Below are 23,189 nucleotides of genomic sequence, written 5' to 3'. Positions count from 1 at the left end.
CGTTCCCGGCGGTCGCCCATCAGATGATCGCGATCCCCGCCTTGCCCAGCGCCTCGCGCACCATCGCGTCGTTGGCGTCGGTCACCGGCTTGGTCAGCTCCCACAGGAACTTCACCCGGAAGCCGGACTTCACTGCGTCCTGCGCGCTCCACAGCACGCAGTAGTCGCGGGCCAGGCCGCATACGTGCACTTCGCGGATGCGGCGCTCGTGCAGCCAGCCTGCCAGGCCGGTGGCCGGGCGCTCGCCATCGGGGCCATGGTTCTCGCGGAAGGCGCTGTACGAATCCACCTGTTGGCGCGTGCCCTTGCGCAGGATCAGGTCGGCCACGGTCCAGTCCACGCCCGGGTGCAGCGCGGCACCGGCGCTGCCCTGCACGCAGTGGTCCGGCCACAGGGTCTGCGGCTGCGCGTGCAGCAGGATGGTCTCGAAGGGCCGTCGGCCGGCGTGCTGGCTCGCGAACGAGGCGTGGTCGGCCGGGTGCCAGTCCTGTGTCGCCACCACGGTGCGGTAGCGGCGCTGTGCCAGCAGATCGGCGATCGGTGCCACCAGCGCATCGCCCTGGTCGCAGGCCAGCGCGCCACCGGGCATGAAGTCCGGCTGCAGGTCGATCACCAGCAGGGCGACATCGGCGGGCAGGGCGGTCATGGCAGTTCCGGTACAGCAGAAGGGGCGACCAGCGTGGCCGCCCCATGCCCACACGTCAATCGCCCTGCGGCGTCTCAGCGTCCTGCCCGTAGTACAGCAGGCCGATCTTGATCCGTTCGCGGCCATTCTCGCGGCGGTGACGGTTGGCATCGCGCAGCGAGTACACGCAGCCGCAGTATTCCTGCTGGTAGAACTGCTCGCGCTTGCTGATCTCGATCATGCGGCTGGCACCGCCGCCCTTGCGCCAGTTGTAGTCCCAGTACTGCAGGCCTTCATAGCGCGATGCGGCACGGATGCCGCAGTCGTTGATCTGCGCCATGTTCTTCCAGCGCGAGATGCCCAGCGACGAACTGATGGTGTCGTAGCCGTGCTCGTGCGCGTACAGCGCAGTGCGCTCGAAGCGCATGTCGAAGCACATCGTGCAGCGGATGCCGCGTTCGGGCTCGTTTTCCATGCCGCGTGCACGGCTGAACCAGTTGTCGGTGTCGTAGTCGCAGTCGATGAACGGGATGTCGTGCTGTTCGGCGAAGCGGATGTTCTCCTGCTTGCGCAGCTCGTACTCCTTCACCGGGTGGATGTTGGGGTTGTAGAAGAAGATCGCGTAGTCGATCCCGGAGGCGGTGATCGCCTCCATCACTTCGCCGGAGCAGGGGGCGCAGCACGAGTGCAGCAGCAGGCGCTGGCCGTTTTCGGGCAGGGACAGGGCGGGGCGTTGGAGCTCGGTCATCGTCAGGTACCGCATGGACCGCCGGCAACGGCGGTGGCCCATGCATCAGCGCGTGGGTCAACAGGGCTGGCCGGATACCGTGAAAAGGACGCACGCGGCCGCAGCGCCTGCACGCGCAGGACAACGACGGCCCCGGCAACCTCCCCGCGGAGATTCCAGGTCGAGTCAGGGGACGGTCGTGTCCCCCGGCCGGGGCCGGTATTCGGGCTGATGGACACGGGCCGCAGCCCACCTACTACCCACCGCTTCCCAGGCGTGAGCCCAGTGCTGTTGGCAGGATTCGTTTCCATTCACCGCTGCGGGGCAGCTCCGGAATGGGCGCGCGAGGCGCCTTCACCGGATTCCCGTTTAAATCCCTGCCGCCATCAATGCCACGGCAGGGATACCTTCGGCGTGCCCACGGTGGACGCGTCGAGGGCAATGGTCAAGGGCCAATGAAAGCGCAGGGCTGTGGCTCGCTTCTCAGGCTGTGAGAGCGCCTCTTGCCATACTGGGCACCGACAGACGGGAGGTGGCTCGTGGCGGCGAAGTACTGCGATCTGGTCATGAAAGGCGGCATCACCAGCGGCATCGTGTACCCCAATGCGGTACTGGCGCTGGCGCGCGAGTATCGATTCAAGAGCATCGGCGGCACCTCGGCCGGCGCCATCGCCGCGGCGGTGGCGGCCGCGGCGGCGTGCGGTGATCGTCGCCAGCAGGCGGGTGAACACCTGCCCGGCGATGCAGGCTATGGCGGGCTGTCGGCGGTGTCGGCGCAGCTGTCGCGGCGCGGCTTCATCTACAGCCTGTTCCAGCCGGCGCGTGGCGCGCGCGCGGCGTATCGCCTGCTGGTGGTGCTGACCGGCAATGCCCGCCTGCCACGCAAGCTGCTGTGCCTGGCCATCGCGGTGTTCGAGATCGCGCCACTGGAGGTGCTGGTGTCGCTGGCGCTGCTGCTCGGCCTGGGCTGGTGGGGCGGCGGTTGGAGCGGCGTGGCCGCCACGCTGCTGCCATCACTGCTGTGCGCGTACGGTGCCGGCGTGGCCGGTGCTGCGCTGCGGGTAGCGCGGGTGGCGCGCCGTAACCTGCTGGGCCTGTGCAGCGGCCTCGGCCGCGATGCACGCACGCCGGCATTGACCGAATGGTTGCACGAGTGCCTGCAGCAGCTGTCCGGCAAGCCGCTGGATGCACCGCTCACGTTCGCCGATCTGCACGATGCGCCGCGCTATGCCGGCGAGCCGGACAGCCCGCATGCGATCAGCCTGCAGATGATCACCACCTGTGTGTCGCACAACGAGCCGCGCACGCTGCCGCTGGGCGGCGCGCAGTTCTGGTTCCTGCGCGAGGAGTTCGAGCAGCTGTTTCCGGCCAGCGTGGTGCAGTGGCTGGTGACGCAGGCCGGCCCGCCAGTGGAGGTGGAAGGGCGCCGGTACTACCACCTGCCGCAGGGCCCGAAGCTGCCGGTGCTGGTGGCCACGCGCATGAGCCTGAGCTTCCCGCTGCTGATCAGCGCGGTGCCGCTGCACGAGCCCTCTCGCCGCGAGCGTCGCTGCGAACCGACCGCACCTGCGGCCGACCAGGAGCACAATGTGGCCGACAGCATGGAAGGGCTGACCAGTGCCGGGCAGACCTGCGGCCCGGTGATCACCGCCTTCCGCATCTGCTGGTTCTCCGATGGTGGCATCAGCAGCAACTTCCCGATCCACCTGTTCGATGCCGCGTTGCCGCGCTGGCCAACCTTCGCCATCAATCTGGTCTACCCGCAGCACGCCGAAGACGTGAGCCACGGCAGCAGTGGCCGTCAGGCGCAGGAACACGCCGTGTTCCTGCCCACCGAGAACCGCCACGGCTGGCAGCGTACCTACCAGTCGATCGCTACGCCGCTGGCGGCCGCAGAACTGGGCCGTTTCCTGTTCGCGGTGGTGGCGACCATGCAGAACTGGCGCGACCTGCTGCAGGCGCGCGCACCGGGCTACCGCGATCGCATCGTGCACGTCAGCCTGCAGGGCGACGAAGGCGGCATGAACCTGGACATGCCACAGGAGGTGCTGACCCGCATCGCCGACAAGGGCAGCCTGGCCGGTGCGCGCTTCTGTTCGTTCTCGTTCGAGAACCACTATTGGATCCGCTGGCGCAACCTGGCCTCGGCCTACCAGCGCTACACGCTGGAAGTGGCGCGCACCGACGACCCGGCGCAGCAGGTACTGGCCTACCGCGCGGCGTACGCGATGGTTGCCAGTGGCCAGCCGACGCCACCGTCGTACAAGCTGGGCTCGGAAGACAAGCGGCTGGCATCGCAGCAGTTGTGGGGGCTGATGGTCGAGCAGGGACGTACCTGGGAGGACCTCGGCCCGGACCTCACCGACGGCGCACCGCGCCCGCTGCCGCAGATGAAGGTGACGCCGATCTACTGACCCGGTAGTAGATCCACGCCATGCGTGGATGGAACCCCATCGAAATCGAATATTTCGAACATTCATCGAAGAGCATCCACGCACGACGTGGATCCACCGTGTCGACCAAGGTCGACACCTACCCACAGCAGCAAAGGATGCCGTTTCGAGAGCTCGCGGAGACCTGTCGAAGGCGGGGTGGGTCCGGTTGCGGGGGCGTGAGCCGCATGGGCCCGAGGCATGCCTCGGGCGGGTTGGGCAGGACGCCCAACCCCGGTCTTGCCGTGTGCGCAGGACTGCGCACACGAGCAAGCGGCGACCGAGCTTACATGGACGTACTTGCAGCGGCCCCCGCAACCGGGCCCACCCCGCCAACCCTCAGGAAACCCGCTTCTGCTGTTGCTTCGGCCGTTGCCGTTGCTTGCGCGTCTGCGGGTGCAGGGCGCAGCCCTGCCGACCAACCCTATACTTGCCGCCGTGACTGAATTCCCTGCCCTCGTTCCGCTGGATGCGCCGCTGCTGGTGGGCTACAGCGGTGGTGTCGACTCCACCGTGCTGCTGCATTGGCTGTGGCGCTGCGCGCAAGCTTCCGGCACGGCGCTGCGCGCGGTGCACGTGCACCACGGGCTGCAGCCCGATGCGGATGACTGGGTGCTGCACTGCCAGCAGCAATGCGACGCCAGGGGCATCGAACTGGCCGTGCACCGCGTGCAGGTCGAGAACGGCACAGGCCTGGGCACCGAGGGTGCCGCGCGACTGGCACGACGCGCCGCGTTCGCGGCCGAACTGCGCGACGGCGAAACCCTGGCGCTGGCACAGCACCAGGACGACCAGGCCGAGACCTTCCTGTTGCGCGCCCTGCGCGCTTCCGGCGTCGATGGCCTGGCGGCGATGTCCACGCACAGCCGCCTTGGCGAAAAGCCTCTATGGCGACCGCTGCTGGCGGTGCCACGCAGTGCACTCCTCGACTACGCCCGCCAGCATGCACTGCACTGGATCGAAGACCCCAGCAACGCCGACGACCACGCCGATCGCAACTTCCTGCGCCTGAAGGTACTGCCGCTGTTGCGCCAGCGCTGGCCGCATGCCGCTGCGGCGATGGCGGGCAGCGCAACGCACTGCGGGCAGACCCGCGAACTGCTTGACGAGGAAGACGCCGAGCTGATCGCACACCTGGAAGTCGCTCCACGCGTGCTGTCGCTGCAGCTGCTTCGCCAGGTCTCAACGGGCCGTGCCGCACGCGTGCTGCGTGCCTGGGCGGCCGGCCACGACGCGGCACCGCTGCCGGCCACCGTGCTGCAGCAGGCGCTGGACGAGCTGCTGCCGGCCGACAACGATCGCCAGGCGCGGGTGCGCTGGCACGATCACGCGATCCAACAGTGGCGCGACCACGCCTACCTGCTGCCGGCCCGGCTGCCTGCGCTTCCCCACGAGTGGCAGGCCGAATGGGATGGACGCGCACCGCTGGCACTGCCCGATGGCGGACAGCTGCGCCTGCAGGGCACCCCGGCCTTCGATCGCCCGCTGCAGGTCCGTGCACGCGCGGGCGGTGAGCGCATTCTGCTGCCCGGTCGCCAGCATTCGCACGCGTTGAAGGACTGCCTGCAACGCGAACACCTCGCCCCCTGGCGACGCGCGCAGCTGCCGCTGATCTTTGATGGCCCGCAGTTGCTGGCCGCCGCCGACGTGGTCATCGCCGCACCGCTGCAGGCCTGGCTGCAGGCGCATGGCGCACAGTTGCAGTGGCGCCCGGGCGGCTGGTGAATTGACCCCCGCGCGCGGCCCGTCCACACTTGCCGCATGGCCAAGAAGTCCCCCGAAAACGCCTCCCCGGTCGCCCAGTTCGAGCAGTCGCTCGAATCGCTGGAGCAGCTGGTGGAGCAGATGGAAACCGGCGAGCTGAGCCTGGAAGCTTCGCTCAGTGCTTACGAACGTGGCGTCGGTCTGTATCGCCAGTGCCAGCAGGCGCTGGAGCAGGCCGAGCTGCGCGTTCGCCTGCTCAGCGATCCGGCGCAGCCGGAAGCATCCGAGCCTTTCGATCCGCCCAGCCATGACGGCTGAGGTTCTGTTCGCGCGCTGGCGCGACCGTATCGAAAGCCAGCTCGACGCCGCGCTGCCCTCGCCTGCCGAAGCACCGCAGCGCCTGCACCAGGCCATGCGCTATTCGGTGCTGGGCGGTGGCAAACGCATGCGCCCGCTGCTGGTCTACGCCAGTGGCCACCTGTTCGGTACGCAGCCGGAAAGCCTGGATGCGGCCGCCATGTCCGTCGAACTCATCCACGCCTACTCGCTGGTGCATGACGACCTGCCGGCGATGGATGACGACGCGCTGCGTCGCGGCAAGCCGACCACCCACATCGCCTTCGATGAAGCCACCGCGATTCTGGCAGGCGACGCGCTGCAGACCCGTGCCTTCGGCCTGCTGGCCGATGCACCGCTGCCGGCCACGCTACGCGTGGCCTGCCTGCAGACCCTGGCCCACGCGTCCGGCGCCGCTGGCATGTGCGGCGGCCAGGCGCTGGATATCGATGCCACCGGCCAGCAGCAGACGCTGGCGGCATTGACCCGCATGCATGCCCTGAAGACCGGCGCGCTGATCCGTGCGGCGGTGCGCATGGGCGCGCTGTGCGGCCAGGCCCACGAACCTCAGCTGGCCCAGCTGGACAGCTTCGCCGACGCACTCGGCCTGGCCTTCCAGGTACGCGATGACATCCTCGATGTCGAGGCCAGTTCCGAGCAGCTGGGCAAGACCGCCGGCAAGGACCAGGCGCAGGACAAGAGCACCTTCCCTGCCCTGCTCGGCATGGACAGTGCCAAGGCCCAGCTGCACGAACTGGCCGCACGCATGCAGTCGATCCTGGCCGGGTATGGCGAAGAGGCCGATGCACTGCGTGCACTGGCGACGCTGGCGGTCGAACGCGATCATTGATCGCTCGCCGGGCACCGCCCGTCGCTCCCCGCACATGAAAACGCCCGGCAATGCCGGGCGTTTTCAATTCCGCATGCCGCCGGTATTACTTGATCAGGCGCAGTGCGAACGGGTAGCGATAGGCTTCGCCGTTGTTGGCCTTGACCGCTGCGATGATGCTGAACACCAGGCTGATGATGCCCACGATCGGGGCCAGGAACACGCCGATGATCACGATGGTCAGGATCATGCTGATGACCATGGCGATGGTCACGGTGATCTGGAAGTTCAGGGCTTCCTTGGCCTGGTCGGTCACGAAGGCCTTGCCCGCGTCATCCTTGTTGATCAGCCAGATGATCAGCGCGCCGATGAAGCCGGTGAAGATGCCCAGCAGGTGCGCGGCCAGGGCCATGGTGCGCTGGTCGGCCGGCACATCGGTGGTGGCCGGCGGCGGCGGGACGTTATCGAATTCGCTCACGACAAAACTCCTTTTTCATTGGGTGGTCTTGACCCACCAGCACCAAGCTGGTTGCGTCAGGCGGGCATAGCTTACGCCATCAATACCATCAATCATTACCGGCGATGGTCATCCGCCCCAGCAGGATCGAGCCGGTCCGGATGTGCGAGCGCGGGTCGACGTCACTGCCGACCGCCTCGATGCTGCTGAACATCTCGCGCAGGTTGCCGGCGATGGTGATGCCATCCACCGGGTACTGGATCTCACCATTCTCGACGCGGAAGCCGCCGGCACCGCGCGAGTAGTCGCCGGTCACCCCGTTCACGCCCTGCCCCATCAGTTCGGTCACCAGCAGGCCATCGCCCATCTGCCGGGCGATGTCCTGCAGGGAGCCCGCGTTGGCGGCCAGCTGCAGGTTGTGCACGCCACCGGCATTGGCGGTGGTCTGCAGGCCCAGCTTGCGTGCCGAGTAGCTGCCCAGCACATAGCGCTGCAGCACGCCGTCACGGACCAGGGCCGAAGCACGCGTGGCCACGCCGTCACCGTCGAAGGCGGCCGAGCGCAGGCCACGGCGCAGGTGGGGCAGTTCCTCGATCTGCATCCAGTCCGGGAACAGCTGCTGGCCAACGCTGTCCAGCAGGAAGCTGGCCTGGCGGTACAGCGCTCCGCCGGACACCGCCGACAGCAGGTGGCCAACCAGGCTGCGTGCTACTTCCGGGGCGAACAGCACCGGCATGGTGCCGGTGGCCATCGAGCGAGGCTGCAGGCGGGCGACGGTGCGCTCGGCAGCACGACGGCCGACCAGGCCCACCTCTTCCAGGTCCTCCCGGGCCAACGCGCTGGTGTACCAGCCATCGCGCTGCATGCCATCGCCCTGGCCGGCGATCAGCGCACAGCCCACCGAATGATGGGTGCCACGCTCACGGCCGAAAAAGCCATGCGAATTGGCGTACACCGACAGGCTCTGCATGCTCGAAACCGAGGCGCCGTCGGAATTGCGGATCTGCGCATCGGCCTCACGGCCTGCGTTCTCGCAGGCCAGGGCCAGGTCCACCGCCTCGTCGGCCTGCAGCGCCCAGGGGTGCCAGGCATCCAGATCCGGGAAGTCGGTGGCCATCAGCGCGGCCTCGGCCAGGCCGGCAGCCGGGTCATCTTCGGTGTGCCGGGCGATCGCACAGGCCTGCTCGACCGTGGCGGCAAGGCTGGCCTCGTTCAGGTCGCCGGTGCTGGCGCTGCCCTTGCGTTGGCCGAAATAGACGGTGACGGCGATACCGCGGTCACGGGTGGACTGCACGGTCTCCACCTCGCCAAGGCGGACATTGACCTCCAGGCCACGATCCTCGCTGCAGCTGACCTCGGCCTGGCTGGCGCCCAGCGCACGGGCGCGGTCGAGCAGCTGCTGGGAGAGGTCGGCCAGCCGTTCCAGCCGGGCCAGGCTGTCGTCGCCGACAGCGACTTCAGGGGCGATCACGTTCAATGCTTTATCCTGTACGGGTTGGGCCCGGCATCACGCCGGGCGACTTTTTTTGAGATCAGGTAGGAACGATGCGCGGACGCGACGAAGAAACCGGTGAATTCCACGACAAGAGCCGCAGCCAGAACCGGCGCGACGCGCTCGACGTCCTGGCCCTGGGCGAGAAGCTGGTGTCGTTGACCCCGGCGCAGCTGGCACGCCTGCCGATCCCGGAAGACCTGCTGCCGCATATCGCCGAGTGCAAGCGCATCACCGCCCACATCGCCCACAAGCGCCAGCTGGCGTTCCTGGCCAAGCACATGCGCCGCGAAGAAGACGCCACGCTGGATGCGATCCGCGACGCGCTGGACGCCAACAGCGAAACCGGCCGCCGCGAAGTGGCGATGATGCACCGCGCGGAAGACTGGCGCGAGCGCCTGCTGGCCGAGGGTGACAAGGCGCTGGCTGCACTGCTGGACGACTACCCGCAGGCCGACCGCCAGCAGCTGCGCACGCTGGTGCGCAATGCGCAGGCCGAGAAGGCCAAGAACAAGCCGCCGCGCGCCTACCGCGAAATCTTCCAGGTGCTGCGCGCCCTGATGCTGCCGGCCGCGCTGGGCCTGAAGGCCAGCGCCGAAGACGCCGCCCCCGTCGACAGCGACGAAGCCGACGAGGACTGAGTCCGCGCCGGCCTGGGCGGTGGCGCTGGCCATCGCCCGGCTCAGGCCTGGGTACCGCCGACCGTGATGCCCTCGATCAGCAGCGAGGGCTGGCCGACACCCACGGGCACGCTCTGCCCGTCCTTGCCACAGATGCCCACGCCCTCGTCCAGGGCCAGATCGTTGCCGACCATGCGCACCTTCTGCATGGTTTCCGGACCGTTGCCGATCAGCGTCGCACCCTTCACCGGCGTGGTGATGCGGCCATCCTCGATCAGGTAGGCCTCAGTGGCCGAGAACACGTACTTGCCGCTGGTGATGTCGACCTGACCGCCACCGAAGTTGACTGCGTACAGGCCCTTCTTCACCGAACGGATCATTTCCTGTGGGTCGTGCTGGCCGGCGCGCATGTAGGTGTTGGTCATGCGCGGCATGGTCAGGTGCGCGAACGATTCGCGGCGGCCGTTGCCGGTCGGCGCCATGCCCATCAGCCGTGCGTTGAGGCTGTCCTGCATGTAGCCGACCAGGATGCCGTCCTCGATCAGGGTGGTGCACTGGCTCGGGTGGCCTTCATCGTCGATGTTCAACGAACCACGGCGTCCGTCCAGCGTGCCGTCATCGACGATGGTCACGCCCGGGGCGGCAACGCGCTCGCCGATGCGGCCCGCGTAGACGCTGGTGCCCTTGCGGTTGAAGTCGCCTTCCAGGCCATGGCCGACCGCTTCATGCAGCAGCACGCCGGGCCAGCCCGGACCAAGCACCACCGGCATCACCCCGGCCGGTGCCGGAACGGCGTCCAGGTTCACCAGCGCCTGGCGCAGCGCCTCGCGGGCAAAGGCCTCGGGGCGGCCGTCGGCGAACAGCTCCTCATACCCGTAGCGGCCACCACCGCCGGCATAGCCGGACTCGCGGCGGCCGTTGTGCTCGACGATCACCTGCACGTTCAGGCGCACCAGCGGGCGCACGTCAGCGCCCAGCACACCGTCGCTGCGGGCGATAAGTACCGTATCGACGCCGCCGGACAGGCTCACCATCACCTGCTTCACGCGCGGGTCGGCGGCGCGCAGGTAGCCATCCAGGCGCTTGAGCACCTCGACCTTGGCCTCGTTGCCGATGCCATCGATCGGGTCCAGCGCCGGGTACAGCGCGCGCGCGTTGCCGCGCAGCAGCGACCGCCCGGACTGGGCGCCACCTTCACGCGAGATCGCACGCGCCGACTGCGCCGCCGTCAGCAGCGCATCGGCATGGATGTCGTCGGAGTAGGCGAAGCCGGTCTTCTCGCCGGAAATCGCCCGCACGCCCACGCCCTGCTCGATGGAATGGGCGCCGTCCTTGACGATGCCGTCTTCCACGCTCCAGCTCTCGCGGCGGGCATGCTGGAAATAAAGGTCGCCGAAGTCCACACCGGGGCCGAGCAGCTGGCCGAAGGTGCGCTCCAGGCCAGCGGTATCCAGGCCGCCGGGGCGCAGCAGGCGGTCTTGGGCAAGCGTCAGGGCGATATCAGTCATGGTTCTCGATCTGGGGATGCGGGGGCGCTCAGGCAAGCCCCGTGAACAGGAAAGCCGCGCTCAACGCGAGCGCGGCAGGCCGGTGACGGTCGGCGGAATGGCCGGCGCCGGTGCCGGTACGGGTGGCGGAGCCTTGTCGCGGCTGCGCTCGATCACTTCCACCTTCGGTTCCTTCCATGGACCGGTCACCTTGTAGGTACGGGCGCCAATCTCGCCCAATGGCTTGGACAATACCGCATTGGTGGCCGCGCCCAGCGCCGCCCCCACCGGGCCACCGGCGACCGCACCCACCACGGTCAGCAGATTGCCTGCACGCGGGTTGACGTCGATGGTCTGGTCAAACTGCTGGTTGCGCAGGTCGGCCTGGCCGCGGATGGTGATGTTGGCTGCAGGGCCTTCGATCAGCACTTTGTCGGTGCGTGCCATGCCCTGGCCGAACTGCATGCTGCCGTCGATCTGGTTGAACGCGAAGCCCTTGGAGAAGAAGTCGCGGAAGTCGAACATCAGGCGCCGCGGCAGCTGGGTGACACTGAGCAGGCCCAGCACCCGGCCGGCTCCCGGTTCCAGCTCCAGCAGCTGGCCGTTGCGCGCGTGCAGGTCCAGGCGGCCCTGCAGGTTGCCCAGCTGGAAGTCCGACGGCCCCCCACTCCACGTGGCCTGCAGCTGCGCCTGGCCGGAACCGCCACGCAGCTGGCCGCCGTAGTCGAGGTTCTGCATCAATCCGCCCAGGTCCTCGCTGCGCACCTGTGCGGTCAGCTCGGTGCGGGCACCACCGGTGCGGCCCAGCCAGCGACCGCTGATGTCGATCTCCTGGTCGGGCGCACGGAAGCGCAGCTCGTCCACGTTCAGGCCATTGGCCAGCGGCCGCGTACGCAGTACCGCCTGGCCCAGCACCACCTTGCCGAACTTCAGGTCGGCGATGTCCAGCGCGAACGGCGGCAGCTTGGCCGGGTCCATGTCGTTGGCGCCGGCCTGTACCCGTGCCGGTGCGGCCGGTGCACCCGGAGCCACCGGCAGGGATTGCCAGTGCACGCGGTCGAGCTGGCCACTGATGGTGCCGCCATCTGCATTGGGGACGGTCAGGCGCCCGGCCAGCGACGGGCCGTCCAGGCGCACATCCAGTGCCTGCGCGCCCGGGCGCAGCTGCAACCGGGTCTGCTCGAACACGCCACCGATCAGCTTCAACTGGCCGACCTGCACGTCCACCGCACGCAGCGGCATGGCGTCGTCATCACTGCCACCACGCGCCAGACTGATCCACTCCAGAGCGTCCAGGGTCGGACTGCGGCCATTGACGGTCAATCCGCTCGGCGGCGGCTCGCGGTCGACATGGTCGCTGCCCAGCGTCACCTGCACACCGGTCTGGTTGTTGTGGCTGCGTGCGGCCAGCGCCAGGCGCTGGCCGAACGCAACGTCGATGCGGCCGGCCCCCATCGGCAGCTGTGCAGCCACGGTGGTCGCCAACGGCTCGGCAGCCGGTTTGTCCAGCGGCGCCGGCAGGTCCAGCCGGGTCCCGACCAGATCGGAGCTCAACCGCAGCTCGCTGGGCGGCGCAGGCGCCCCTGGAGCGACCTTGGGCAGGCTGAACGCGATGGTCCACGGCGAGGTTCCGGTGATGTAGGGCTTGAGCCAGGCCATCTCCGGCGCGCGGTCGATCAGCACGCCAGCATCCAGCGTGGCCGACAGCTGCGATTCGAAGGCCAGTCTGCTGTCGTGCACGTAGCCACCGGCACGCAGGCTCAGGCGACCGTCCTGGCCGAGGTGGCGCACCGACAGCGCCTCGGCATCGAAACCGCCATTGCTGTAGCGCGCCTGCCCCTGCATGTTGTCGAAGGCGAGCTGGAAGCGCTTGTCGACCAGCTTCACGCCGGCCAGATCAACCGTCCCCTGCAGGTGGCCGCCACCTTCATCGTGGTGCAGTGGCTGCAGCAGATCGAAGGTCACATGCGCCGGGCCGGCAGCGGTGAGGTTGTCCAGGGTGTCGCCATAATCCTTGTGCAGCGGGCTCTGCCGCAGCATCGCCAACAGCTTGCCCGCCTCGCTCTGCGCATCGGCGCGCACATACAGCGGCTGCTGCCCGAAATCCGGAATGCCCGCCTCGAACTTCTGCACCGCCACACCGGCCAGATCGCCGCGCCCATGCATGTCGAAGCCGGGGCCGATGAAGGCGATATCGGCGTCGACCTGGCTCATCAACGGCCAATCGTGCTGGAAACGGATGTCACCGTTGGTGATATGGCCGGTGGCCTCGAAGCGGCCATCGTTGTTGTCGAACGGCCAGTCGTCCAGGTCGCCACTGACCAGGCCGATGCCATTGCGCACCTGGCCGCCGGCCAGCGCCATGTCCAGCCAGTCGGTGGCGCCCTTGCTCATCTTGGAGTGGATCCAGAAGCGCTTGGCCGCGGTCATCGGCACGTCGTCCAGCTTGGCCGCCAGCTGCAGCCACGGCCGCGTACCGTCCCCCTGGAACCAGACACCACCGCGCACGTCGGCCGCATAGTCGGTGCCTTCCACGCGCATCGCCGCAGTACCGATACGCCAACCACCGCCCTCGTCGCGCCAGCCCACCACCTGTCCCGCCAGATGCAGGTCATGACGCACACCAAAGCCGGTCGGCCAATCGAACTGCAGCTGCCGTTGCGGCTGCAACTGCAGGCTGAAGCCATCCGCGTCGCCTTCGAAGCGCCCGCCCAGGCCGCGCAGGCCGGGCGAATTGCCCACGCTGGCGAAGCCCAGCGACTGCAGTTCGCCCTGCGCCCACAGCGGGCCATCGCGATCGCCCGCCAGCTGCAACTCGCGCACCTCCAGCTGCGGCCTGGACAGGAACAGCCAGCGACGCAGGCCCGGTTCGAGACGATCGCTCAGGGCCAGCGCACGCAGCGCGGTGCCGGCCTGCACTTCGCCAGAACGGACCCGCAGCTGCTTGCCAAGCTGCAGCTGCAGGCCATCGAGCTGCTGCTCGCCCTCTTCGGTTTTCAGGCGCAGGCGCGGCACCTGCAACGCCCAGCCATCAGCCTGGCGCTGCCAGCGCAGGCGTGCCTGCAACCGCTGCAGCTGCAGCTGCGGAGCCGCCATCGAGGGCATCGGTGCGCCATCGATGCGGACATCACGCAGGTCCGAATCGGTGGTCACCGCCACCGGCGCGAAATCGCGCAGGGTCAGCCACAGGTTGAGTTCGCCCTTGCCTTCGCGCAGGCGCACACCGCCGGCCGCCAGCAGCGGCGACCAGGCATGGAAGTCGACCGGATCGGCGCCCAGCCAGGCCTGGCCATTGCCGCGCACGCGGTCCACGTCCAGCACCGCCGTCAACGGCAGCGCTTCGGTCTGGGCCCAGGCACGCACGCCTACACGCAGGCGGTCGCCATTGACCCGCAGGCGCACGTCGATGCGTGGCAGCGTGGTGTCGATCCCCAGCCCCGGCGCATGCACGCCCAGGCGGCCTCCGATCACCTGCAGCTCGCCCAGCCGGCGCAGCGCATCCAGCGGGTCCCCGCCATTGGCGGCCTGCGGCAGGCCGCGTACCGACCAGCGACCATCCTCGCCCTGCTGCAGGTCGAGCGCCAGGCCACGCAGGCGCAGCTCGGTCAGCGACCGGCCAGGCAACAGGCCGCTGTACATCGATACCAGCACCTCGGCCTCGCCGATCGCCAGGCCCTGGCCGGCGCCGATGCGCAGGCCCTTGAGCTGCAGCAGCGGACCACGCCGGGTCCAGGCGGTCTGCAGCTGGTCGAAACGCACCGGCTGGCCAGCGCGTTCGCTCAGCCAGGCGGCAATCCTGTCGGGATGGCGCTCGGCCAGCGGCAGCAGCTGGCTGAAGGTGCCCACCAGCAGTGCAAGCCCGACCAGGCCCACCGCGCAGGCGGCAATGAAATGACGGCGGATCCTTCGCAGTCGCAGGCGCGGCGGCGCGCTCATCGGCCACCGCCGGCCTGCGGCCGGCGAGGATCAGAGCAGAACGACATCGAATTGCTCCTGCAGGTACTGCTCATCCGCCTGGAAGCGGATGCTCTTGCCGAGGAATTCCTCCAGCTCGGCCACCGCCGCGGATTCCTCGTCGGTGATGCGCGCGACCACCTTGGTCGACGCGATCACCAGCAGGCGCGCGGCATCGAACTGGCGCACGGCACGGGTGATCTCGCGGAAGATCTCGTAGGTCACCGTCTCGGTGGTCTTGATGCTGCCGCGGCCGCTGCACTGCGGGCAGGTTTCCGACAGCTGGCGCTCCAGGCTTTCCACCGTGCGCTTGCGGGTCATCTCCACCAGGCCCAGCGGCGAGAAGTCGTACACCGTGGTCTTGGCATGATCGCGCGCCAGCGCCTTTTCCAGGGTGCGCAGCACCTGGCGGCGATGCTCGGCATCGTCCATGTCGATGAAGTCGATGATGATGATGCCGCCCAGGTTGCGCAGCCGCAGCTGCCGTGCCACCGCCTGTGCCGCTTCCAGGTTGGTGCGGAACACCGTCTCTTCCAGGTTGCGCTGGCCGAGGAACGAACCGGTGTTGACGTCGATGGTGGTCATCGCCTCGGTCTGGTCGATCACCAGGTAGCCACCGGATTTCAGCGGCACCTGCTTGTCCAGCGCGCGGCCGATCTCGTCCTCCACCCCGAACATGTCGAAGATCGGGCGATCACCACTGTACAGCTCGATCTTCTCGGCCAGCACCGGCATGTACTTGGCAACAAAGGCCTGCAACTGCGCGAAGGTCTCCTTGGAGTCCACCTTCACCTTGTCAACGTCCTTGCGGATCAGGTCGCGTACCGATCGCAGCGGCAGGCTCAGGTCTTCATAGATGTTGCTGCACGAGGCCGCTTCGCGGCCACGACGCTCGACCACGTTCCAAACGCGCGACAGGTAGGCGATGTCCTCGGCGATGGCCTCTGCCGGCTGGCCCTCGGCATTGGTACGCACGATGTAGCCGTAGCCTCCGTGCTGCGCCGACAGTTCGGTCACCAGCGCCTTCAGCCGGGCGCGCTCGGTTTCATCCTCGATGCGTGCGGACACCCCCACCACCTTGGATTGCGGCAGCAGCACCATGTAGCGCGAGGGAATGCTGATCTGGGTGGTCAGGCGTGCGCCCTTGGTCCCGATCGGGTCCTTCACCACCTGCACCACGATGTCCTGGCCGTCGCGCAGCAGCTCGACGATCGGCACGCTGGACGGCGGCGGCAGCGTGGTGTTCTCGGTATCGGCACTGGCCACCGGCGCCGGCCGCACCACGTCGTTGGCATGCAGGAACGCGGCACGCTCCAACCCGACTTCGACGAAGGCGGCCTGCATGCCGGGCATCACCCGCTGCACCTTGCCCTTGTAGATGTTGCCGACCACACCCCGGCGCCAACCGCGCTCGATGTGCAGTTCCTGCAGCATGCCGTTCTCGATCACCGCGACCCGGGTTTCGCGCGGGGTCACATTGACCAGGATTTCCTCAGACATCGGCAGCCTCCCTGGCGGCATCGGCAGTTGTGGCCGGCACGCCGCAGCGCGCCAGCAGACGATCGGTATGCAGCAATGGCAGCCCCATGACGCCGGAGTAGCTGCCGGAAAGATGTTCGATCCAGCGCTCGGCCCCGCCCTGGATGGCGTAGGCCCCGGCCTTGTCCAACGGCTCGCCGGTGGCCACGTAGGCGGCGATGTCGGCAGCGTCGATCGGGGCGAAGGTCACTTCGGAAATGACCAGTTCGCTGTCCAGCCCGTCCGCGCCGACCAGCACCACGGCGGTCATCACCTGATGGGTACGCCCGGCAAGGCGCGCCAGCATCGCCCGCGCATCGGCGGCGTCAGTGGGCTTTCCGAACACGTCGCCATCCAGCACCACCTCGGTGTCCGAGCCGAGCACGCGCGCCTGCGGGTCATCGGCCAGCACCCGGGCCAGCCCGGCGCGCGCCTTGTCGGCGGCGACCCGGCAGACATACTGTTCGGCGCTTTCAGCGCGCGCGCGCTGCTCGACGACCTCCAGGTCCAGGGCCTGGAAGGGGCGTCCGAGTCGGGCCAGCAGCTGGTTGCGTCGGGGGGAGCGGGAAGCAAGATAGAGCATCGGCACAGCATAACCTGAGGCCGCCACCTGAATCGTCGGCAACCCGTCCCGGAACGTGCGCAACCCCGAACGGGCTCACAGCGCGTTCATCGCTACGACACCAACCTCAACGGCACAACAAGGAGTTCTCCATGCGCCTGACCGCCACCCCGCTGCTGCTCGCCCTGTCCCTCGCCCTTGGAACCTCGATGACTGCCCATGCCGCCCCGTCGTCGCCGTCGATCGCCGCCCCGGCCGAAGGCACCCTGCTGAACATCTCGGCCAATGCCGAGGCGACCCGCGTGCCGGACGTGGCCACCCTGTCGGCCGGTGTGGTCACCCAGGCCGCCGATGGCAACAGCGCCATGCGCCAGAACGCCCAGCAGATGGACAAGGTACTGGCCGCGATCAAGGCCGCCGGCATCGCCGAGCGCGACGTGCAGACCAGTGGCGTCAGCCTCAATCCGCAGTACCGCTATGCCGACAACGAAGCACCGAAGATCACCGGCTACCAGGCCAGCAACACGGTCAGCCTGAAGGTGCGTGACATCGCCAAGCTGGGCAAGGTGCTGGATGCACTGGCTGCGCAGGGCGCCAACCAGATCAACGGCCCCAGCTTCGAGATCGACCAGCCGGAACCGGTCTACGACGAAGCCCGCCTGGCTGCACTGAAGAAGGCCCAGGCCCGCGCCCAGACCTATGCGAAGTCGCTGGGCCTGCAGGTGCGCCGCATCGTCAGCATTTCCGAGAACGCCGGCGGCGGCTACCGCCCGATGCCGATGATGCGGGCCATGTCGGCCGGCGCAGCGATGGACAAGGCCACCCCGGTCGCACCGGGTGAATCGACCGTCTCGGTCAACCTGGACGTGGTGTTCGAACTGGGTCGCTGATCCCGTTCGCCATTGCCGACAACGGCGGATCCCGCAGGGGGTCCGCCTTTTTCATGCCCGCAGCCGGCGTTGGCTGAAGGCCAGCCCAACGATCGCCCCCCTGCCTCTAGGCAGTGGCCGCCCTGTCGCGCTACTGATGGACTGCCAGCCGCGTGCGGCAACCCCGCCACGGGCCCTGGTGCGTTGAGGACTTCGTCACTGGCATGGAGGTGGACCATGGTTCGTACGTATCCCGTTGCATCCCCGCACTTCGACCCCGCCCGCGTTGCCGCCTGGAGCGCGGCCATCGCCCTGCATCTGCTGGCCTTCCTGTTGCTGCTGATCCCGGCGACCTACCAGGCCGTGCAGGTCCCACGTGACAAGACTGCGGTCAGGCTGATCGAGAAGATCCCGCCACCGCCCACGCCGCCGGTTCCGATCCCGCCGAAAGAGATCGTCCAGGTGATGCCCAAACCCCGGACGCAGCCGGTAGCACCGCCCCTGCCCGCACCTACCGCGACCGTGGAGGAGACCCAGGGCATCGCACTGCCGGCCGCCGAACCGGCCTCGCCCCAGCTGGCACCGAGCATCGATACCTCCACGCCTCTGGCCGGCGCCCAGCTGCAGTACCGCAGCGCCCCGCCGCCGGCCTACCCGCTGGCGGCACTGCGCAACCGCGAGCAGGGGACGGTGCTGTTGCGGGTAGAGGTGGACTCCCACGGGCAGCCGGCGGTGGTCAGCATCGAGCGCAGCAGTGGCTCGCGCAGCCTGGACCAGGCTGCACGCCAGCAGGTGCTCAGGCACTGGCGCTTCGAGCCGGCCCAGCGTGATGGCGTAGCCGTGCCGGCCATCGGCATGGTGCCGGTGCAGTTCTCGCTGCCGGACTGAGGTGATCGCCGGCCCGGCTGCTTGCCGGGCCGGCGCTTCCGTCCGGACGGGTACGGACGGAACAGGATCAACTGTTATTGATTAAGCAAAAATTCACGACTTCGTCACCTGTCGGAAACCTAGATTGGTCCGTCCCGGAATCTTCCGGAGACAGCCCTCAACGCTACGGTTTTCCAGTTAGGAGAGAAGCTGTGAAACACCTGATCCAACGGCCCGCCAGCCGCCGCCGCACCACCCTGGCATCGTCCATCACCCATATCCTTACCGGCGGCACGCTGCTGCTGGTTGGCGCCGTGGCTTCCACCTCCGCTTTCGCGCAGGAAAAGGCCACCAACCTGGACCGCATCACGGTCACCGGTTCGAACATCCCGCGCACCAACACTGAAACACCGTCCCCGGTGCAGGTGGTGACCCGCCAGGAAATCGACCGTACGGGCAAGACCACGGTTGCCGAGTACCTGCAGACACTGACCGCCGACGGTTCCGGCTCCATTCCCAAGACCTTCGGCAACGGCTTTGCCGGCGGTGGTGCCGGCATCTCGCTGCGTGGCCTGGGCGCGGGTTCGACCCTTGTCCTGTTGAATGGTCGCCGCATGGCCACCTACGGCCTGGCCGATGACGGCCAGAAGGTCTTCACCGACCTGAGCACCATCCCGCTCGACGCCGTCGAACGCGTGGAAGTGCTGAAGGACGGCGCCTCGGCGATCTATGGTTCCGACGCCATCGCTGGCGTGGTCAACATCATCCTGCGCAGCGATTTCCAGGGCGCGATCCTCCGGGGCTCCTACGGTTTGTCCGGTGACAGCGATGGCGACGCGAAGAAGGCGACCCTGACCGCCGGTACCGGCGATCTGGCCACCGACGGCTGGAATGCCTTCTTCAGCCTGGATGTCGCAAAGACCGACGCGATCAAGATCAGTGATCGCAAGAACCGCAAGTGGATCGGTACCGGCGATACCCGCCCGTGGGGCTATGGCAACAACGCCCAGTTCCTCGGCGGCGCCTTCCTCAGCGGCAAGACCCGCGGCGGTGTTGGTCCGAACGGTTCGGTGTATGACGATCGCAATGTGACCAAGGACAATCCTGCCTTCCTGGTCGCATTGCCGGGCTGTGCTGGCCTGACCACCATTCCCGGCCAGACCGAGGCTACTGCACAGGCGCAGGGCTGCCTGTGGGATCCGAACCAGCTGTATCGCGATCTGACCCCGGAAGAGAAGTACGTCAACGTGTTTGGCCGTGCCAGCTTCGCGTTTGGTGAAGGTGGCGAGATCTACACCGAAATCGGCTACTCGAAGAAAGAGACCACCTTCAGCAACACCCCGTCCGGCGTATCCGGCAGCTGGGGCTTCCCCGAAGGCCCGGTCAACGGCAACAGTGGCCCAGGCGCAGTGGTGCTGGGCCCGAATCATCCTGACAATCCCATTCCCGGCCAGGCCTCGCGCCTGCGTTATTCGGCGTGGGATGTCGGTCCCCGCGTGACCAACAACACCAATGAGTTCACCCGCTTCCTGGTCGGCGTCAAGGGCAACTGGGGCGACTGGAGCTACGACACCGCCTATCTGCACTCGGGCACTGATCTGGTCAACAAGCGCACCGGCTTCCTCAACTACGACAACGTACGTTGCGCATTGGCCAACCCGAACTGCGCCGGTGGTGTTTGGCGCATCGGTGACAACGCCGGCATGAACTCGCAGGCGCTGTACGACTTCATCTCGCCTGACATCAGTGCCCGAGCCAAGTCCAGCCTGGACATGTTCGACTTCACCGTGTCGCGCAGCCTGATGGACCTGAAGGGTGGCCCGCTGGGCCTGGCACTGGGTACCGAATGGCGCAAGACCAGCAACAGCCTGACCCCGCAGACCTATACCGACCAAGGCCAGATCATCGGTCTGGGCTACTCGGCCTACGACGGCACCCAGAACGTGTACGCCGGCTACGTTGAGCTGTCTGCGCCCGTGCTGGAAACCCTGGAACTGTCCGGTGCGGTTCGCTACGACAAGTACGAGAGCGGTGAAGGCAAGGCGACACCGAAGATCGGCATCAAGTGGACCCCGGCCGACTGGATCGCACTGCGTGGCAGCTACGCCGAAGGCTTCCGTGCACCGAACCCGGCCGAGAACGGAGATGGTGGCCTGGCCGCCTTCTCCAACGCGTCCGATCCGGTACGTTGCCCAGGCGGCAACCCCGCACCAGGTGCGAACGACGACGATTGTGGCGCCCTGCCAGTCGCCATCATCACCCGCCCGAACAAGGACCTGAAGCCGGAAGAATCCAAGAGCTACTCGGTGGGTATCGTCCTGCAGCCCACGTCCACGACTTCGCTGACCATCGATGCCTGGCAGATCAAGCGCACCAACGAAATCGCCCAGGGCAGCACTTCCGAAGCCATTGCCGCCGGCAACGTACTGCGTGACAGCAACCTGCTCAACGGCGTGCCCGGCACCGGCAGCATCCTGGCGGTCAACACGCAGTACATCAATGCTGCATCGACCCGGGTACGGGGTATCGATACCGATATCCGCCAGACCTTCGACATCGGCCCGGGCCAGCTGGAGATGGACCTGCAGTGGAGCCATGTACTCAAGTTCGAGCGCACCGATGCCGACGTGACCGTCGACTACGCAGGTACTCACGGCAACTGCGACGTGACCAACTGCATCGGTACGCCGAAGGACCGCATCAACTTTGGCACCACCTGGAGGCAGGGCCCGTGGAGCGTCAGCGGCGTGGCCAACTACATCTCGAAGATGGACAACAAGGACTTCCGTGGCCCGAATGGATCCTACCTGTTCGCGTATGCGGACGGCACGGACGTCAAGAAGATCTCCTCGTTTACCACCTTCGACCTGTCGGGCCGCTGGAACATCACTGAAGCCTTCGAGCTGAACGCCTCGGTGCAGAACGTGTTCGATCGCATCGCCCCGCTGGATCCGTCCACCTACGGTGGTGTCAACTACAACCCGCTGCACTTCAGTGGTGCCATCGGTCGCTACTTCACCGTCGGTGCCAAGTACACCTTCAAGTAATACAGGCAACACCTTTCAACGCAGCAACTTCGAAGGCCCGGGCAGCTGCCCGGGTCTTCGTCATTCCGCCCCTTGCAGGCATGTTCACGGGCACATGGCTACCGTGTGCACGCGGCATCACCGCCGCAGGGGATCTGCATGGCCGCAACTTCGCAACGCCTGGGCCTGCCCGCGTTGACTGCACTGGTGGTCGGCTCGATGGTCGGCGCCGGCATCTTTTCATTGCCGCAGAACGTGGCGCGCAGCGCCGGGCCTGCCGCCGCGCTGATCGGCTGGGCCCTGAGCGGCGCGGGCATGCTGATGCTGGCCTTCGTATTCCAGGCGCTGGCCAACCGCCGACCTGATCTCGATACCGGCATCTACGCATACGCACGCGAAGGCTTCGGCAACTACATCGGCTTCTCCGCTGCGTGGGGCTACTGGGTCGCCTCGGTGCTCGGCAACGCCAGCTTCTTCGTGCTGATCTTCAGTGGCCTGGGCCACTTCATGCCCGTGTTCGGCGAAGGCAATACCCCGGCCGCCGTGGCCGCATCCTCATTGCTGTTGTGGACCGTGCACCTGTTGGTGCTGCGTGGCCTGCGCACTGCCGCCATCGTCAACGGCCTGGTGACCGTGGCCAAGCTGCTGCCGATCGCCCTGTTCCTGGTCCTGGCCGCCGGCGCGTTCCGCATGGACGTGTTCCGCGCCGATTTCCTCGGCGCGCCTGCACTCGGCGACCTCGGCCAGCAGCTGCGCGGCATGATGCTGGTGACCGTGTGGGTGTTCATTGGCATCGAGGGCGCCAGCATCTACTCGCGGCGCGCCGCACGCCGTGCCGACGTGGGTCGCGCCACGGTGATCGGCTTCCTCGGCGTGTGGCTGCTGCTGGTGCTGGTCAGCCTGTTGTCGATGGGCGTGCTGTCGCAGGCGGAACTGGCCGGACTGCCTAATCCGTCGATGGCCTATGTGCTGCAAGCCATTGTCGGCGAATGGGGCGCGACGGTGATCATCATCGGTTCGATCATCTCCGTTCTCGGTGCATTGCTGGCCTGGGTGCTGCTGTGTGCCGAAGTGCTCTATGCCGCCGCAGGTGACGGCACCATGCCGGCCTTCCTGGGGCGTGAGAACGCGCGCGGGGTGCCGGCCAATGCACTCTGGTTGAGCAACGGGCTGATCCAGTTGTTCCTGCTGCTGGTGCTGGTCAATTCGGGCAGCTATACCGGGCTGGTGCTGCTGGCCGCGTCGATGAGCCTGGTGCCCTACTTCCTGTCCACGGCATTCGGCGTACAGCTGGCCTGGCGTGGGCAGGCCTATGCCGGTGAACCAGGCGTGCGCTGGCGCGATTTCGTGGTCGCACTGCTGGCCAGCGCCTATGCGCTGTGGCTGGTGTATGCCGGCGGCCTGGACAACCTGCTGCTGTCGGTACTGCTTTACGTGCCCGGCGTGGTGTTGTTCGCATTGACCCGGCACCAACGCGGCGAACAGGTATTTACGCGTTGGGAATGGGTACTGTTCGCTGCGATCCTGGTTGTGGCGGTTGCTACGCTGGTGGCGTTCTGGCGAGGCAATCTCGGGCTGTAGACCCGAGCCCAGGCTCGGCTGGGTTCATCCGCAGCAGCCGAGCATGGCTCGGCTCCACAACAGCAGTCGCGCAAGCTCGACGCTACAAAGACGCAAAAAAAAA

The 23,189-nt window shown here is 67.5% G+C and carries 17 protein-coding genes and 1 riboswitch; of the genes, 9 read left to right on the top strand and 8 right to left on the bottom strand.

Annotation, left to right across the window (positions count from 1 at the left end; genetic code table 11):
- Positions 1 to 19 precede the first annotated feature (19 nt).
- Positions 20 to 646, bottom strand: a complete 627-nt coding sequence (gene pncA, locus R1L06_RS15155; RefSeq protein WP_014035610.1) for a bifunctional nicotinamidase/pyrazinamidase — start codon at positions 644 to 646, stop codon at positions 20 to 22.
- Positions 647 to 701: 55 nt separating this feature from the next.
- A complete protein-coding gene (locus R1L06_RS15150) occupies positions 702 to 1,388 on the bottom strand; it encodes an epoxyqueuosine reductase QueH (RefSeq protein WP_373695428.1) in 687 nt (228 codons plus the stop codon).
- Between the two features lie 161 nt (positions 1,389 to 1,549).
- Positions 1,550 to 1,764, bottom strand: a riboswitch (cobalamin riboswitch).
- A 154-nt stretch (positions 1,765 to 1,918) separates the two neighbouring features.
- Here R1L06_RS15150 and R1L06_RS15145 point away from each other — a divergent pair.
- The 4 genes from R1L06_RS15145 (at position 1,919) to R1L06_RS15130 (ending at position 6,674) form a co-directional block, all read left to right on the top strand.
- Complete coding sequence (locus tag R1L06_RS15145) at positions 1,919 to 3,766, top strand: patatin-like phospholipase family protein (protein ID WP_317218120.1); 1,848 nt, start codon at positions 1,919 to 1,921, stop codon at positions 3,764 to 3,766.
- A gap of 456 nt (positions 3,767 to 4,222) precedes the next feature.
- Positions 4,223 to 5,509 (top strand): tRNA lysidine(34) synthetase TilS, encoded by a 1,287-nt coding sequence (tilS, locus tag R1L06_RS15140; protein ID WP_317218119.1) that lies wholly within the window; start codon positions 4,223 to 4,225, stop codon positions 5,507 to 5,509.
- Between the two features lie 36 nt (positions 5,510 to 5,545).
- Positions 5,546 to 5,806 carry an exodeoxyribonuclease VII small subunit gene (locus tag R1L06_RS15135; RefSeq protein ID WP_005410522.1) on the top strand — a complete coding sequence of 87 codons (261 nt, stop codon included), beginning with the start codon at positions 5,546 to 5,548 and terminating at the stop codon, positions 5,804 to 5,806.
- The gene (locus R1L06_RS15130) at positions 5,796 to 6,674 is read left to right on the top strand and encodes a polyprenyl synthetase family protein (RefSeq protein ID WP_317218118.1); all 879 of its coding nucleotides are present in this window, start codon (positions 5,796 to 5,798) and stop codon (positions 6,672 to 6,674) included. The genes R1L06_RS15135 and R1L06_RS15130 overlap by 11 nt, the downstream gene beginning before the upstream one ends.
- 85 nt (positions 6,675 to 6,759) lie before the next feature.
- On the opposite strand, the gene R1L06_RS15125 is transcribed toward R1L06_RS15130, so the two are convergent.
- On the bottom strand, positions 6,760 to 7,131 hold the full coding sequence (locus tag R1L06_RS15125; RefSeq protein ID WP_010482972.1) for a DUF4870 domain-containing protein: 372 nt from the start codon (positions 7,129 to 7,131) through the stop codon (positions 6,760 to 6,762).
- An 88-nt stretch (positions 7,132 to 7,219) separates the two neighbouring features.
- Positions 7,220 to 8,587, bottom strand: a complete 1,368-nt coding sequence (gene pmbA / locus R1L06_RS15120) for a metalloprotease PmbA (RefSeq protein WP_317218117.1) — start codon at positions 8,585 to 8,587, stop codon at positions 7,220 to 7,222.
- Positions 8,588 to 8,655: 68 nt separating this feature from the next.
- Between pmbA and yjgA the strand changes: the two genes are divergently transcribed.
- Positions 8,656 to 9,243, top strand: a complete 588-nt coding sequence (gene yjgA, locus R1L06_RS15115) for a ribosome biogenesis factor YjgA (RefSeq protein ID WP_317218116.1) — start codon at positions 8,656 to 8,658, stop codon at positions 9,241 to 9,243.
- Positions 9,244 to 9,284: 41 nt separating this feature from the next.
- Here yjgA and tldD read toward each other — a convergent pair whose 3' ends face one another.
- Genes tldD through R1L06_RS15095 form a run of 4 tightly spaced genes read right to left on the bottom strand, consistent with a single transcriptional unit; the run spans position 9,285 to position 16,764 of the window.
- Positions 9,285 to 10,730 (bottom strand): metalloprotease TldD, encoded by a 1,446-nt coding sequence (gene tldD, locus R1L06_RS15110; protein WP_049398683.1) that lies wholly within the window; start codon positions 10,728 to 10,730, stop codon positions 9,285 to 9,287.
- Between the two features lie 60 nt (positions 10,731 to 10,790).
- Entirely contained in the window at positions 10,791 to 14,645 is a 3,855-nt protein-coding gene (locus tag R1L06_RS15105; RefSeq protein WP_317218115.1) for a YhdP family protein, read from the bottom strand.
- 30 nt (positions 14,646 to 14,675) lie between these two features.
- Positions 14,676 to 16,163 (bottom strand): ribonuclease G, encoded by a 1,488-nt coding sequence (gene rng / locus R1L06_RS15100; RefSeq protein ID WP_010482960.1) that lies wholly within the window; start codon positions 16,161 to 16,163, stop codon positions 14,676 to 14,678.
- The gene (locus tag R1L06_RS15095; RefSeq protein WP_317218114.1) at positions 16,156 to 16,764 is read right to left on the bottom strand and encodes a Maf family nucleotide pyrophosphatase; all 609 of its coding nucleotides are present in this window, start codon (positions 16,762 to 16,764) and stop codon (positions 16,156 to 16,158) included. The genes rng and R1L06_RS15095 overlap by 8 nt, the downstream gene beginning before the upstream one ends.
- A gap of 131 nt (positions 16,765 to 16,895) precedes the next feature.
- Between R1L06_RS15095 and R1L06_RS15090 the strand changes: the two genes are divergently transcribed.
- The 4 genes from R1L06_RS15090 (at position 16,896) to R1L06_RS15075 (ending at position 23,086) form a co-directional block, all read left to right on the top strand.
- Positions 16,896 to 17,633, top strand: coding sequence for an SIMPL domain-containing protein (locus tag R1L06_RS15090; protein ID WP_006382138.1), 738 nt, complete (start codon positions 16,896 to 16,898; stop codon positions 17,631 to 17,633).
- Positions 17,634 to 17,849: 216 nt separating this feature from the next.
- Positions 17,850 to 18,500: an energy transducer TonB gene (locus R1L06_RS15085; RefSeq protein WP_317218113.1), complete on the top strand. Its 651-nt coding sequence runs from the start codon at positions 17,850 to 17,852 to the stop codon at positions 18,498 to 18,500.
- Between the two features lie 191 nt (positions 18,501 to 18,691).
- Positions 18,692 to 21,526, top strand: a complete 2,835-nt coding sequence (locus R1L06_RS15080; RefSeq protein WP_317218112.1) for a TonB-dependent receptor — start codon at positions 18,692 to 18,694, stop codon at positions 21,524 to 21,526.
- Between the two features lie 138 nt (positions 21,527 to 21,664).
- Positions 21,665 to 23,086, top strand: a complete 1,422-nt coding sequence (locus R1L06_RS15075; protein ID WP_317218111.1) for a basic amino acid/polyamine antiporter — start codon at positions 21,665 to 21,667, stop codon at positions 23,084 to 23,086.
- Positions 23,087 to 23,189: the final 103 nt, after the last annotated feature.

It is taken from the genome of Stenotrophomonas mexicanensis, assembly GCF_032911605.1.
GTDB lineage: Bacteria > Pseudomonadota > Gammaproteobacteria > Xanthomonadales > Xanthomonadaceae > Stenotrophomonas > Stenotrophomonas maltophilia_A.
This window is presented reverse-complemented; position numbering and strand designations above follow the sequence as displayed.

Bases quoted from the DNA above. Each gene is read 5' to 3' on its own strand.
- yjgA (WP_317218116.1), top strand. From the start codon at position 8,656: ATGCGCGGACGCGACGAAGAAACCGGTGAATTCCACGACAAGAGCCGC.
- R1L06_RS15090 (WP_006382138.1), top strand. From the start codon at position 16,896: ATGCGCCTGACCGCCACCCCGCTGCTGCTCGCCCTGTCCCTCGCCCTT.
- pncA (WP_014035610.1), bottom strand. From the start codon at position 646: ATGACCGCCCTGCCCGCCGATGTCGCCCTGCTGGTGATCGACCTGCAG.
- R1L06_RS15095 (WP_317218114.1), bottom strand. From the start codon at position 16,764: ATGCTCTATCTTGCTTCCCGCTCCCCCCGACGCAACCAGCTGCTGGCC.
- tldD (WP_049398683.1), bottom strand. From the start codon at position 10,730: ATGACTGATATCGCCCTGACGCTTGCCCAAGACCGCCTGCTGCGCCCC.
- rng (WP_010482960.1), bottom strand. From the start codon at position 16,163: ATGTCTGAGGAAATCCTGGTCAATGTGACCCCGCGCGAAACCCGGGTC.
- R1L06_RS15085 (WP_317218113.1), top strand. From the start codon at position 17,850: ATGGTTCGTACGTATCCCGTTGCATCCCCGCACTTCGACCCCGCCCGC.
- R1L06_RS15075 (WP_317218111.1), top strand. From the start codon at position 21,665: ATGGCCGCAACTTCGCAACGCCTGGGCCTGCCCGCGTTGACTGCACTG.
- R1L06_RS15105 (WP_317218115.1), bottom strand. From the start codon at position 14,645: ATGAGCGCGCCGCCGCGCCTGCGACTGCGAAGGATCCGCCGTCATTTC.
- R1L06_RS15145 (WP_317218120.1), top strand. From the start codon at position 1,919: ATGAAAGGCGGCATCACCAGCGGCATCGTGTACCCCAATGCGGTACTG.
- R1L06_RS15150 (WP_373695428.1), bottom strand. From the start codon at position 1,388: ATGCGGTACCTGACGATGACCGAGCTCCAACGCCCCGCCCTGTCCCTG.
- R1L06_RS15135 (WP_005410522.1), top strand. From the start codon at position 5,546: ATGGCCAAGAAGTCCCCCGAAAACGCCTCCCCGGTCGCCCAGTTCGAG.
- R1L06_RS15130 (WP_317218118.1), top strand. From the start codon at position 5,796: ATGACGGCTGAGGTTCTGTTCGCGCGCTGGCGCGACCGTATCGAAAGC.